Genomic DNA, 13,617 nt, shown 5'->3' with positions numbered 1-13,617 from the left:
CAGAGCGAGTTCGTCGGTCGCCAGCAGCGCCGCCGCCCTCGTTGGTGAGCGGTTTATAGGCGACACACCCGAAACAAGTCAACACAGACTTTGAAAGAAAATGAAGTTTTTGATAAGTGTCTGTTATTGTTGGTGTATTTCGAGAACAAGCCAAACGCACCCCAGAATCCCGCAAATCACACCCAATCCACGAGCCGGAATGTTGTCCAAATGGTCAAAATTAGAAAAGAGCAACGAGGAGGTAAAAGGCGCCCTAAAGCGCCCTTACGCTGTGGCTTACCTTGAACTTGCGCTTCTCCAGTTCGGGGAAGAAATCGGCTGCCGTGAAGTATTCCTCCGGCGCCCATACGCCGGGCCGCTTCGGGTTCTTCAAGACCAGCTGAGCCGCAATCGACGCGCTCATCGACGTGCCGGCATCGACATAGGGCGCATACATCTCATCCGGCGTGACGATCACTTCATAGCGGACCTCGACCGGCCTGCCATCCTTCAGGCCCCGGCCGATGGCAAAGTGGATCTCCGAACTCTCCTGCTGCGGAATGCGGTGCGGGTTGCGGGCAATGTTGCGCTGGATGACGGCGTTGAGCACATCCAGCGGCTTGACCGACACGCCGCCGACCTCGACCGGATCGTTGAAATCACCAAAGCCGGCCTTCACCAGACCAACCCAGGCCTCATGCTCGCGGTGCGGCAGATGCAGTTTCCAGGTGAACTCCTGGATGCCCTTGTCGCGAATGCCGTCGGCAAGCGGCACGGTCAGTTGTTCGGAATGCGGCGAATACATGAATTCGCAGCGTCCCCACGGTTCCGGCAGGTCGAGCACTTCCCTGCCCGTCATCGGCGCGCATTCGACATGTTTGCCACTGAGGAACTGCGTGCTCGGATGAGCATACTCGGCCAGAACCGTCGAGACGCTATAGGGCGGCATCAGGATCGGGTTTTCATCGCCGGTCAATTCAGCCGCCCAATAGAGGTTGATCTTCTCGATCGTATCGAGTTCGTCGGCCACCGCCCGGCAGATGACGTTGGACATGCCGGGATCGGCACCGACGCCAACAACGGCGGTGACGCCCGCCGCCTTGAAGCGCTCATGCTCGGCGATCTGCTTGACGGTGAACGTGCCGAGGCCGCCCAGATCCATATAGGCGACCTTTGCGGATAGTGCCGCCTCGAAGATGGTCATCTGGAAACCGAGCAGGGTGGGCACACAGTTGATGCAGAGATCGGCGCCCTCGATCGCTTCCGCCAGCCGCGCCGGGTCGGTCACATTGAGGTCGAACAACTCCAGCCGCGAGTCGCCGAGATCAGCAACAAGGCTTTCCATGCGCTCGCGCGACGTGTCGCAGATGCGGATCGTCGAAATATCGACAATGGCGCGGTCGGAAACCAGGTCGCGGACGATACCGGCGCCCATCAGGCCGGCGCCACCGAGAATGGAGATTTTCATAATCCAAATGTCCTTTTCGAATTCTTGGCCCTGTGGGCATCAGTTTCTTCAGAGAGCTGCGCCCCCTCATCCGGCGCTTTGCGCCACCTCTCCCCGCTGGGGAGAAGAGAATTTGTCAGACGTGCTTGCGCCCGCCTTCCTCGTAAAACCAGCTGTCGGGATAGGGGTACCACCACTCGTGAATGACCGGCTTGTGGTCGATGATCACCATTTTCGAGCGGCGGAAGGCATCGAGCCCCTGGCGGCCGAGCTCACGGCCCATACCGGATGCCTTCCAGCCGCCGAAGGGCAATGCATCATTGTCGATCATCGGATTGTTGACCCAGACCATGCCGGAGTCCAGCCGCTCAGCCGCTTCCATCGCCTCCTCCAGGCTGGTGGTGAACACCGAAGCGCCGAGGCCAAAAGGACTGTCATTGGCAAGCCGGACCGCCTCGTCGAAATCCGCGACGCGAGCAACAGCCGCGACCGGGCCGAAACATTCTTCCTGCATAATCGCCATGTCCGGCGTGCAGCCGGTGAGGATCGTCGGTTCATAGAACCAGCCAACCGGTTCGCTCTCCGGAATCTTGCCGCCAAGGATAACGGTTGCGCCCTTGGCTTTGGCATCCTCGACAAGCCGGATCACCTTTTTGCGCGCGGCATCGCTGACCAGCGGGCCGATCTCGGCTCTGGTCAAGCCATTGCCGATGCGCAGGCGGCGGGCCTGCGCGGCAAATTTCTCGATGAACGCATCATGGACGCTGTCGACGACGAAGAAACGTTCGGCCGAGGTGCAGACTTGGCCGGACAGATGGAATGCGGCAGTGACAGCACCGGCGGCCGCAACATCGAGCGGCGCATGTGCAGTGATGATCATCGGATCGCTGCCACCCGCCTCGATCACCGCCGGCTTCATCTGGCCGGCAGCGGCCGAGGCCACGGCCCGGCCGGCGGCAACCGAACCGGTAAAGGCGACGGCGTGGGTGAGTGGCGAGGCGATCAGATATTGGGCCACCTCGGCACCGCCCGGCATGCAGGCGATCAACCCTTCCGGCAAGGCCTCGAAGACAGTCATGAATTCCAGCGTCGACAAGGTCGTCGCCAGCGCCGGCTTGATGATGCAGGCATTGCCCGACGCCAGCGACGCCGCCACCGTCCAGCACATCAACAGGATCGGGAAATTGAACGGCATGATGTGGACGCTGGTGCCGAGCGCTTCATAGCGCGCATATTGGAACGACCCGGCCTGCGTCGTGCCCGCCACCTTGCCTGCCTCGTCGCGGGCCATCTCGGCGAAATAGCGGAAGGCACCAGCGCAATTGGCGACCTCGCCGATCGCTTCCGGATAGGGCTTGCCCATCTCGCGCGACATCAGTTCGGCGCAGGTCCGCATGTCGGTCGCCTCGATCCGGTTGGCGATCTTGTGCAGGATGGTGGCGCGGCTTTTGGCGTCGAGACGTTTCCAGTCCGACTGGGCCTGTTTGGCGGCAAACAGCACCGCATCGAGTTCGGCAACCGTCGTTTCGGCAAACACGCCCTCGTTTCCAAGCGTCGCGGGGTTGACCACCGTGTGACGCTCCCCCGTCGCCTTGATGTAGACCGGATGCCGGTAGAAGACGGGCTCGGTTGGATTGAACATGGTGTTTTCCTTGTCGCTTTATTCCGAGAGGTGAAGTCCCCCTCACCCTGCCCTCTCCCCGGCGGGGAGAGGAGGAACAGAATTCGCCGCTACCTCTTCTCCCCGATGGGAGAAGGTGCCCGAAGGGCGGATGAGGGGGGCTGCCCGCGCGGTTTGCCCCCAAAACCCTCAGCGGATCATGTAAACCTTCTTGATCGTCTCATGGACGGTGCAGACGCCCTTCCAGTCCTGCGGGAAGAAGGCGGCCGTATCCGGGGTGATCTCGATCACTTCGCCCGATTCATGCACATAGGTGCAGCGGCCTTCGAGGAAGTGGCAGAATTCGTCGCGCGTCACGTGGCAGTCCCACTTGCCGGGTGTGCAGACCCAGAGCCCGCATTCGGATTCACCGTTCGGGCCCTTGCGGATCAGCTTGCCGGTCGTTCGGCTCTCCCCTTCGATCATCGTCGAGATGACGCCCCAGTCCTTGAGGTCGGTCTGTTCGAGCGGCTTGCGCATCAATGGTGTTGCGGTCATGGCGTGTTTCCTTTCGTCTTTTCTTTGGGAAGCGGCGGCGTTTGGAGAAACGCCAAGAAACCGCTGCAGTAGTTTCAAGTCCGGCCGGTCAGACCAGCATGTAGATGTTGCGCATGGTCTCGATCACGTGGCACTCGCCGGTCCAGCCGCCGGGAAACATCACCACCGTGCCCGCCTCGACCTCGATCACTTCACCCTCGTCGGAACGATAGACGGCACGGCCAGCGACGAAATGGCAGAACTCGTCGCGCGGGATCGACAGCCGCCAGCGGCCGGGCGTGCAGACCCAGATGCCGGATTCCGGCTGGTTGTTCGGCCCCTTGTGTACGAGCCGCCCGGTCGATTTCGACTGGCCCTCGACACTGTCGGGCTGCAAGCCCCAATCGACGAGATCATCAGTGGTGGTGGCGTTGTAGATGTAGGGGGCGGTGGATGACTTGGGTTCAACCATTGAGAGGCCCCCCTCTGTCGGCAGAGCCTGTCCTCGGGCTTGCCAGAGGCAAGACCCGAAGGCCGACATCTCCCCCACAAGGGGGGAGATCAGCCGCCAATGCTGGGCCTTCCTGGCGTTGAACGCGGTGAGGAAAAAGAATGATCTCCACCCTTGTGGGGGAGATGTCACGCAGTGACAGAGGGGGGTACCCGCACACCGTCAGGAGTTGTGCCGCTTCAGCCATCGAACTTCCCCCTCATGGCCAATTGGTCGAGAATGGCGGCGGCCTTTGCCGGGCCGTTCTGCGACTGCATATGGGCGCTGGTCGCTGCCAATTTCGCCTTCATCTTCGGATCGTTGATGCAGGCATCGAGCTTGGCGGCCAGTTCCTCGTCCGTCCAGTCGTAGCGCGGCATCTTGAAGCCATGGCCGGTCTCATCGACGCGGGTGGCATTGTCGTGGCCATCCCAGACATAGGGCATGATGATCGCCGGCTTGCCGAAATAGAGGCATTCGGTGAACGAGTTGTTGCCACCGTGATGGATGGCCGCATCGATCTGCGGAATAACGGACGGTTGCGGAAACCAGCTATCGACAATGATATTACCAGGCAGGTCGCTATACTGCTCCTTATAGTCTCCGACATTGACCAACGCGCGATAGGGCAGTTTTCCAATTGTGGTGATCAGCCGCTTCAGAAGATCGGTATCGCCAGCGCCAAGACTGCCAAAGGATATATAAAGAAGAGGTTTGTCATTGTTCTCGGCAAAGACCGGGACGTCGTAGGGTTTTTCCTTGCGCACGCAGCCTTCGAGATATTGAAACTGTTTCGGATCGAGAGGATGTTCACGATCGAACTTCACCGATTCCGGATAGAGCAACAGGTTCATGAAGGGCGACGCCTCGAAGAACTGGCCGATCGGATAGGCTGCCTCCCCGGTCGACGCGAGGAAGCCATTGAAATCCTCATGGATCGGCTTGATCACCGCGTTGAACTCTTCACGGTAGGCGGCATGACCGGCCAGATCGTCCTGACGGCAACCGGACAGATGTGGCGGGATGTTTTCGTCTTCGATCTCGTTTTCCGAGCAGGAGATGATCCGCACCCAAGGCTTGCCGAACTGCTTGATCGCCGGAAACAGGATGACATTGTCGACGCAGATCAGGTCGGGCTTGATCTTCGCCAGCACGCCCGGCAGATCCTTCTGCGCCCACTTGGCGCTGTCGACGATCGCCTCCCAGCAGTCGCGCACATAGTTGCCGATCTGGTCGTAGGGGCTTTTGCGGAAGTTCGGGATGTGGCCGTTGATAAAATCCTCCCAGAACTTTGCCATCTGTTCCGGCGGCATCGGCGCCGAGAGGTTCACCGGATAGGCTTCGAAGCCATAACCCTTGTAGACATCGACGAAACCGGGATCGGACAGGAAGACGGCCTTGTGGCCGAGCGCCTCGACAGCCTGCGCGATGCCGACGGAATTGAGCGCCGGGCCGAAGGCCGCTTCCGGAAAGAATGCAATCGTCTTGGACATCAGTTCCCTCTTGTTTTCTTTAGTCCTGGAAAATCCGGCAGGCTGCAGCGTCGAACCCGAGCGTTACTGCAGCGCCTGTCTGCACAATGGCTGCCCCGGTGGCCGCCACGCGAACCTGAAGGGGTACGGCCGATAGAGCCGTCTTGACGTAGAGTTGCCGGTCGAGACCGTGATAGGCGGCATCGACCACGGTTCCGGCGATCCCGGAGCCTACCGGGCTCAACATGATATTTTCCGGCCGGATTGCCAGCACAGCCTTGCCGTTGCGTTTCAGACCTTCGGTATTGCAGACGAATGCTTCGCCGCCTGAGCGAAACTGGGCATCGCTGCCGATCTCGCCCTCGATGAAATTCATCACGCCGATAAAGCCTGCAACGAAGCGGTTGGCCGGCCGCTCATAGACTTCCTCCGGCGTGCCGCATTGCAGGATGCTGCCGTCTTTTAAAACCGCGACCCGATCGGCCATGACCAGCGCCTCCTCCTGATCGTGCGTGACGACGATGAAGGTGATCCCGACCTCATTTTGCAGCCGCTTCAGCTCCAGCTGCATTTTTTCGCGCAGCTTCTTGTCGAGCGCGCCAAGCGGTTCGTCGAGAAGCAAGACCTTCGGCCGCTTGATCAGCGCGCGGGCGAGAGCCACACGCTGTTTCTGCCCACCGGAAAGCTCAGCCGGCTTGCGCTCGGCCAGCGCCTGCAGGTCCGTGGTCTTCAACATCTCCTTGACGCGCGCCGAAATTTCGGGCTTGGCAAGCCGTTCCATTTCTAGACCGTAGGCCAGGTTCTGCCGAACCGTCATATGCGGAAACAGGGCGTAGGACTGGAACATCAGGTTGAGCGGCCGCTTTTCCGGCGCCTGCCCGGTGATGTCGTTCCCTGCCAGCCGGATACGGCCTTCGTCCGGCACTTCGAACCCGGCAATCATCCGCAAAAGCGTGGTCTTGCCGCAGCCGGACGGGCCGAGCAGCGCGAAAAATTCGTTCTCTCTTATATCCAGCGACAGGCCGTTGACCGCGATGGTCTTGCCGAAGCGCTTGACGACATTGTCGACCGCCAGAACCGGGGCTTTGAAAGAAGTGTTCATCGGGTCATCTGTTCTTTGTTCAGCCATTGCGAAAGGAGCAGGGCAGTAGCACTGACGCCCATGACGATGGTGGCGAGCGCATTGATTTCCGGCGTCACGCCGAAGCGGATCATCGAATAGATCTGCATCGGCAGGGTGATGGAGGAGCGCCCGGCGCCAGAGGTGAAGAAGGCGATGATGAATTCATCGACCGACAGGGTGAAGGCAAGCAGCGCACCAGCGATGATGGCTGGCAGCAAAACCGGAAAGGTGATCCGCCAGAAGGTGGTGAACGGCGAAGCTCCGAGATCGCGAGAAGCCTCGACAATCGAGAAGTCGAAATTCTTCAACCGGGCGCGCACCACGGAGCAGACGAAGGCGAGATCGAAGATCACGTGACTGATGATGATCGTCGGCAGGCCCATCGTCACGTTCAGACGCGAAAACAGGGTGAGAAGTGCCACGGCCAGCACGATATCGGGAATGACCATCGGCGCAAACGCCAGCGCTTCGAGAGCCGTGCTCTTGCGCTTGCGCGTTTCCATGCCGATCGCCAGCATGGTTCCGAGTACGGTGGCGATCAGCGTCGCGAAGATCGCCACGACCAGCGTGTTCCAGGCGGCATGCAGGATATCGCCGTTATTGGCGAGCGAGACGTACCAGCGCAGCGAAAAGCCAGACCAAGTCGTCGGCAGGCCGCTTTCGTTGAACGACAACAGCACGAGAACCGCGATCGGCAGATAGAGGAAGCCGAAGACTAGGACGAGGATGGTCCGCCCTGTCAGTTTGGTGCGCAGGGCATCAGCCATTGGCCGCCTCCTGCCTTTCGCCGCTGAAGCGCGCCGAGGCGCGCGCCTGCAGAAGCAGCAGACCGATCATGATGGCGATCAACACCATGCCGAGTGCTGCACCGAACGGCCAGTCGTTGGCGGTGAGGAACTGATCATAGACGAGATTGCCGATCATCTGGAACCGGCCGCCACCGAGCAGCGCCGGGGTGACGAAATTGCCGATCGACAGCACGAACACGAACACGCCACCGGCAGCCACGCCCGGCATGGTCAGCGGCAGGGTCACGCGCAGGAATGTCCGTATCCGCGAAGCGCCGAGATCGCGCGATGCCTCGATCAGTTCGCCGTTTAGCCGCGACAGGCTGGAATAGATGGCGAGGATCACGAAGGGCAGATAGTTGTAGACCAGGCCGGTAATGACAGCGCCTTCACTATAAAGGAGCGCCAGCGGCTCGCCCTCGTAACCAAACCAGCGCAGCAGATTGTTGATCAGGCCTTCGCGGTTCAAGAGCACGATCCAGGCATAGGTGCGGATCAGGTAATTGCTCCAGAATGGCAGAACGGCAAAAAACAGCAGCAGCGGCTGCGTCCGCTTCGGTGCCAGGCGGATGGCATAGGCGGCGGGATAGGCAATCAGGATCGCCAGCAAGGTCGCCAAGCCTGCGATGCGCACCGATGTCAGGAAAATCTTCGCATAAAGCGGATCGATGACCCGCTGAAAATTCTCCGCCGTCAGCGTGTATTCGATGCCGCCATAGAGCCCGCGCGTCAGGAACGCATAGGCAAGAATGATCAGGCACGGAACGACCATGAACAGGACGAGCCACGCAACGGCAGGCAGAGCCATGAGATTGGAACGAACCGTCTGCGAGGACAAGAAAAAGACTCCGGGTTTTAAATGTCACGTCCCGCGGGCCGGAACAGGGTTTTTGAAATTGAGGCGGCAGGCTCACTCCCTCTTCTCCCCAGCGGGGAGAAGGTGGCCCGTAGGGCCGGATGAGGGGGCCGCAGGCTCTGCGACACGCGGCGACACCCCCTCATCGCCTCGCTTTCGCTCGGCACTTCTCCCCGCTGGGGAGAAGAGGGCATTCACTCAATTCGCCGCCTTGATCTCGCTGACCGCACGCGAATACGCGCGCTGGGCTTCACCGAGGTCCTGCAATTCCTCGTATTTGACCAGCGTTTCCGGCGACACGCCCATGGTCGGGTATTTCTTGATCAGTTCCGGATCGAGGCTTTCCATGGCGGGCTTGTTGGGCACTTCGTAGAAGATGTTCGAGGCCGCCCAGGCGTGGTTCTTGGCTTCGAGGATGAAGTCGAGGAACTTCAGCGCCGCTTCCTTGTGCTCGGAATTCTTCATCACGACCATCGTATCGATCCAGAGATCGGAGCCTTCCTTCGGCACGACGAACTTGATCTTGTCGTTCTCGGCAATGCCGTAATTGCACCAGCCGTCCCAGGCCTGCACCAGCGAAGCTTCACCGGAGACGAGCTTGGAGAAGAAAGTCGTGTCGTCATAGGCGAGCAACGTCTTCTTCGCTTCGATCAAAAGGTTCTTGGCCTCTTCGATCTTGGCCGGATCCTTCTCGTTGACCGAATAGCCTTTCAGAAGCAGGGCCGGCGCCATAAGCCAGCGGTCGGTCGAGAGCATGGTAATCTTGCCCTTCAGCGCGTCCGGCGGCGTCAGAAGATAGGACCAGCTGTCCGGCGTTCCTTCGACCAGATCGGAGCGATAGCAAAGACCTGTCGTGCCCCAGGCATAGGGGATGGCATAGGCATTGCCCGGATCGAACGCCAGCTTGGTCGCCTGGGGATAGAGATTTTTGAGGTTCGGCACCTTCTCAGGCCCAAGCGGCTCCAGCAGGCCTTGGCCATTGAGGATATGGGCGAACGGCGAAGAGACGAACACGACATCGTACCCCTTGCCCTGGCCCGCCATCAGCTTGCCCATGATCTCTTCGTTGGTGGCGTGGTTGACCACCTCGATCGTCAGCCCGGTCGCCGCCTTGAAGGTCTCGGCAATATCCGGCGCCATGTATCCGGCCCAATTGGAAATGACGAGATCGGCCGATAGCGCCGTTCCTGCAGAAAGAACCATGGCTGTCGCGGCAAGACTGGCCAGGCGCAATTTCACTGACGTTTTCAAGGGTAGTCTCCCGTTGCTGGCGCAGCCCGGATGCCAAGCAGATCTTGGGCCATCGCCGCATGCGCAAATACATCGTCCCGGAAGGTATCGCGGTAATACGCAATGCCTCACCCGAGGGTTCAACCTCTGTTCCCAAAGCGGCGCGCCGATTATCCGGTCTATGCCTCGCTTCGTCAGGCAGTATTATTTATAAAAAAAATACGTCAATACAAAATCGTACCAGTGGCGAAAATTTAAAAAACGCTCTTGCAGACCTTTTACAGAAGATGCAGCATGTGCTTTAAATCTATCGCATTCAAAGGTACAGGCGATGCAAGCAGAGGCGAAAAAGGTAAATCATCGCCATGTTGAACTGGCGCAAAAAATACTCGATATCGCCACAGAACGCGGCATGAGCCGCGGCGAGCGGCTGCCGGAACAGGCGCTCGCCTCCCGCTGCAACGTTTCGCGCACCCCGATACGCAAGGCTCTGCAGTTCCTCGCTGAAAAATCGATCGTCACGGCCGAGACAGAGGGCGGTTATCTGCTTGCCATCGATCCGGCTTCATTTCCTGGACTGGAGGATACGACGCAGCCGGCCGAGGAAACCGAGCTTTACAACGCCATCCTGCGCGACGTCTCGGCCGGACGCATCAGTGTTTCCCAGACCGTCGCCAGCCTGCAGCGCCGCTATGATGCATCCCGCAATGCGGTGCAAAACGCGCTGACGCGGCTGGCCGAGGAAAACTTGGCGGAACGCGCCGCCGGCCAGCAATGGCTGATCAAGCAGTTCGCCATCAGTGGCGATGCCGTTGCCAAGAGTTTCGAATATCGGCTGTCCTGCGAACCGCTTGCGCTCACCATGCCCGGTTTCCGCCGCGACGCTGCGGCGATCACCTCGCTTCGGCAATCGATGGAGATCCTCCGCTCGATGACGGAAAACGGCTTCGATCAGAAACTGTTCGAGCGCACCGATTTCGACTTTCACATGCTGATCGCCAAAAGCTGCGGCAATCCCTTCATGTCGGAGGCTCTGTCGAGCCATCACCGCCGCCGCCGCTCCAGCCAACCGCCGGTGCATGTCAACGCCTTCCGGCTGATGCAGTCCAACATGGAGCATATCCAGATGCTGGAACAGATCGAGCGCGGCCAGCTTGAGCTTGCGGCCGACCTGATGCGCGTGCATATCCAGCTTTCCCATTCGCAGCGGCCACGCCTTGCCGGGCGTGGCGTCCCGCCCGTCTTCAAGGTCGTGGGCTAGATATTTGGTGCACGCATGAGCCAGCCCAAGGTGATCGCCTTTTTCCCGGAAGCCAGTTACGGCGCAGCCCTCAACTGTGTCGGCATCGCCCAGGAACTGCGCCGGCTGGGCGCCCGCCCGGTCTTCATCTGCCATCCAGGCTTTCGCGGCGTCTTCAGCGAATATGGTTTTCCTGAATATCTGCTGCAGTCAGCCGGAACGAAGAGCCAGACCGACTGGACCGACTTCATCAACAGGCATCAGGACGCCTTCCGGCAAACGCCGCTTGAGCAGGTAAAAAGCTATGTCGCCCCGACCTGGGAGGCGATCGTCGACACGGCAATCGCAGCGGAGGAACCACTTCGCCAGTTGCTGGCGCAACTGAAACCGGCGGCCATCGTGCTCGACAACGTCGTGATGTTCCCGGCGGTTGCCAATGCCGGCGTACCGTGGATCCGGGTTGTCTCCTGCGCCGAGACGGAGTTGCCCGATCCGCAAGTTCCGCCCTATCTCTCCGGCTGCGGTGGCGAGCCCGGCACGGATTGGCCGGCGTTTGCACGCGCCTATGCCAAGGCGGTGGCGCCAGCGCAGAAACGCATGAATGCGTTCCTCGCGGAATGCGGCCTCAACCCGCTGCCGCCAAGCGAATTTCTTGAAAACTCGCCGTACCTCAATCTGCTTCTCTCGCCGGATGCCGTGCGCTTCGAGCGTGAAAAACCGCTCGATCGGAAACAATTCGTCTATCTCGACGGCTGCGTCCGGCAGGAAGCTCCCTATACGCTGCCGCATTTCGCCTCGCATCAGGAGGCGCCGCTGGTGCTTGTGAGTTTCGGCAGTCTCGGCGCCATGGACGTGTCGATGATCAAGCGGATGATCGGTGTTTTCGAAACCCTGCCCTATCGCTTCATCGTCAATGTCGGGCCCTGGCGTAACGAGTACAGCCGCATCCCCGACAATGTCTTTCTCGAAAGCTGGTTTCCGCAGCCGTCCGTCGTCGAACAGTCGAGCCTGTTCATCCATCACGGCGGCAATAACAGTTTTTGCGAAGCGCTGTATTTCGGCGTGCCGTCGCTGGTCATGCCGTTCTGCTGGGATGGCCACGACAATGCGCGCCGCGCCGAGGATGTCGGTGTCGGCAAGAGGATCGACCGTTACCGCTGGACGGACGGCGAACTAGCCGCAACGATTACCGGCCTGCTCGACAATTCCACACTGCGCGATACACTTGCGGCCAATTCCGCGATGATGAAAAAGTCCGCCGGCGTGACGGTGGCCGCCAAGGCGATACTCGATCTGATTTAAACAAGGACGTTGGCATGCAGGACAGGCTTTATATCGACGGTGCGTGGGTAAGGCCTGAGAAAGGCGGCACGCTGGATGTCATCGACCCCGCCACCGAACAGGTCATCCACAAGGCCCCGGCCGGCACCAGTGGCGATATCGACAAGGCCGTCAAAGCCGCTCGCTACGCCTTTGATTCCGGCCCCTGGCCGAAATTCACCGGCACCGAGCGTGCCGTCTACCTGCGCGCCATCGCCGCCAAAGTCACAGAGAAACGCGAGTTTCTCGCCAGGCTCGAGGTCGCCGACAATGGCAAGCCGCTGCCGGAAGCGCTCTGGGATATCGACGACGTCGCTGGCTGTTTCAACTATTATGCCACTCTGGCAGAAGAACTCGATCACCACCCGGAAGAGACCATCCCGCTCAGCGAGCCGCGTTTTTCTTCGCGGGTCGTGCGTGAACCGTTGGGTGTGGTCGGCGCCATCACGCCCTGGAACTACCCGCTGCTGATGGTCTCCTGGAAAGTCGCGCCGGCCCTCGCCGCCGGCTGCACCATGGTCCTCAAACCCTCGGAACTGACGCCGCTCACCGCGCTCGAACTCGGCGTGATTGCAGAGGAAGTCGATCTTCCGGCCGGCGTGCTCAACATCATCACCGGCACCGGGGTGCAGGCCGGCGAACCGCTGACCGAACATCCGCTGGTCGATAAACTCGCCTTTACAGGCTCGGTTTCCACCGGCCGCAAGGTGATGATGGCCGGCGCGCAGGACATCAAGACCGTCAGCCTCGAACTCGGCGGCAAATCGCCCTTCGTCATCTTCGCCGACAGCGATATCGAAAAAGCCGTTGAGTGGATCATGTTCGGCATTTTCTGGAACCAGGGCCAGGTCTGTTCGGCAACCTCGCGCGTGCTGGTCGAAGCCGGGATTTATGACGCCGTGGTTTCGCGCCTGTGCGAGGAAGCAGCCAAGATTAAGATTGGCAACGGCATGGAAGACGGCACGCTGCTCGGCCCGATCGTTTCCAAAGGCCAGTATGACAAGATCACCTCGGCCATCGATCGCGCCCGCATCGACGGCGCCACGGTCGCTTATGGAGGCAGCCGTCCGGCGGGCCTCAACAGCGGTTATTTCCTGGAACCGACGGTGCTCACCGGCATGAGCGAGGACAGCTATGTCTGGAAGGAGGAAATTTTTGGCCCGGTCGTCTGCGTCAAGCCGTTCAAGGATGAGGATGAAGCTATCCGCATGGCCAATGACAGCCGATTTGGGCTAGCCGCCGCCGTGATGTCGAAGGATGTGATCCGCGCCGAACGCGTCGCCGAAGCTTTACGCGCCGGTATCGTTTGGGTCAACTGCTCGCAGCCGACCTTCGTCGAGGCCCCTTGGGGCGGTTATAAACAATCCGGTATCGGTCGCGAACTCGGCCATTGGGGGCTGTCGAACTATCTCGAAACCAAACAGATCACCCGCTTCAACAGCGACGAGCCGTGGGGATGGTATCTCAAGCAGTGAGGCGCAACGGAAACATCCGTACGCCTCATAAAGGACAGGTCACCTCGTCCCACCCTTTAT

General features: G+C 60.1%; 12 protein-coding genes. 3 read left to right on the top strand and 9 right to left on the bottom strand.

The window, feature by feature from the left end; all coding sequences use genetic code 11:
- Nucleotides 1-253: 253 nt before the first annotated feature.
- The 9 genes from ACP7BS_RS28610 to ACP7BS_RS28570 form a co-directional block, all read right to left on the bottom strand.
- A complete protein-coding gene (locus tag ACP7BS_RS28610) occupies nt 254-1,447 on the bottom strand; it encodes a saccharopine dehydrogenase family protein (RefSeq protein ID WP_426240805.1) in 1,194 nt (397 codons plus the stop codon).
- A 115-nt stretch (nt 1,448-1,562) separates the two neighbouring features.
- Complete coding sequence (locus ACP7BS_RS28605) at nt 1,563-3,068, bottom strand: aldehyde dehydrogenase family protein (RefSeq protein WP_426240804.1); 1,506 nt, start codon at nt 3,066-3,068, stop codon at nt 1,563-1,565.
- 168 nt (nt 3,069-3,236) lie between these two features.
- Nucleotides 3,237-3,584, bottom strand: coding sequence for a cupin domain-containing protein (locus ACP7BS_RS28600; RefSeq protein ID WP_426240803.1), 348 nt, complete (start codon nt 3,582-3,584; stop codon nt 3,237-3,239).
- An 88-nt stretch (nt 3,585-3,672) separates the two neighbouring features.
- Nucleotides 3,673-4,035 (bottom strand): cupin domain-containing protein, encoded by a 363-nt coding sequence (locus tag ACP7BS_RS28595; RefSeq protein WP_426240802.1) that lies wholly within the window; start codon nt 4,033-4,035, stop codon nt 3,673-3,675.
- Between the two features lie 218 nt (nt 4,036-4,253).
- Entirely contained in the window at nt 4,254-5,549 is a 1,296-nt protein-coding gene (locus ACP7BS_RS28590) for a nucleotide disphospho-sugar-binding domain-containing protein (RefSeq protein WP_426240807.1), read from the bottom strand.
- Nucleotides 5,550-5,565: 16 nt separating this feature from the next.
- On the bottom strand, nt 5,566-6,627 hold the full coding sequence (locus ACP7BS_RS28585; protein ID WP_426240801.1) for an ABC transporter ATP-binding protein: 1,062 nt from the start codon (nt 6,625-6,627) through the stop codon (nt 5,566-5,568).
- Complete coding sequence (locus ACP7BS_RS28580; protein ID WP_426233233.1) at nt 6,624-7,415, bottom strand: ABC transporter permease; 792 nt, start codon at nt 7,413-7,415, stop codon at nt 6,624-6,626. Before ACP7BS_RS28580 ends, ACP7BS_RS28585 begins: the two co-directional genes overlap by 4 nt.
- Complete coding sequence (locus ACP7BS_RS28575; protein ID WP_426240806.1) at nt 7,408-8,244, bottom strand: ABC transporter permease; 837 nt, start codon at nt 8,242-8,244, stop codon at nt 7,408-7,410. The genes ACP7BS_RS28580 and ACP7BS_RS28575 overlap by 8 nt, the downstream gene beginning before the upstream one ends.
- A gap of 246 nt (nt 8,245-8,490) precedes the next feature.
- Complete coding sequence (locus ACP7BS_RS28570; protein WP_426240800.1) at nt 8,491-9,543, bottom strand: polyamine ABC transporter substrate-binding protein; 1,053 nt, start codon at nt 9,541-9,543, stop codon at nt 8,491-8,493.
- Between the two features lie 310 nt (nt 9,544-9,853).
- On the opposite strand from ACP7BS_RS28570, the gene ACP7BS_RS28565 reads away from it, so the two are divergent.
- Genes ACP7BS_RS28565 through ACP7BS_RS28555 form a run of 3 tightly spaced genes read left to right on the top strand, consistent with a single transcriptional unit; the run spans nt 9,854 to nt 13,557 of the window.
- The gene (locus ACP7BS_RS28565; protein ID WP_426240799.1) at nt 9,854-10,783 is read left to right on the top strand and encodes an FCD domain-containing protein; all 930 of its coding nucleotides are present in this window, start codon (nt 9,854-9,856) and stop codon (nt 10,781-10,783) included.
- Between the two features lie 15 nt (nt 10,784-10,798).
- Entirely contained in the window at nt 10,799-12,064 is a 1,266-nt protein-coding gene (locus ACP7BS_RS28560; RefSeq protein ID WP_426240798.1) for a glycosyltransferase, read from the top strand.
- 14 nt (nt 12,065-12,078) lie between these two features.
- The gene (locus ACP7BS_RS28555) at nt 12,079-13,557 is read left to right on the top strand and encodes an aldehyde dehydrogenase family protein (protein ID WP_426240797.1); all 1,479 of its coding nucleotides are present in this window, start codon (nt 12,079-12,081) and stop codon (nt 13,555-13,557) included.
- The last annotated feature ends 60 nt before the right edge of the window (nt 13,558-13,617 follow it).

The organism is Pararhizobium sp. DWP1-1-3, from assembly GCF_049896125.1.
GTDB lineage: Bacteria > Pseudomonadota > Alphaproteobacteria > Rhizobiales > Rhizobiaceae > Pararhizobium.
The sequence above is the reverse complement of the archived record's forward strand: the minus strand, read 5'-3'. Positions and strand labels throughout refer to the sequence as shown.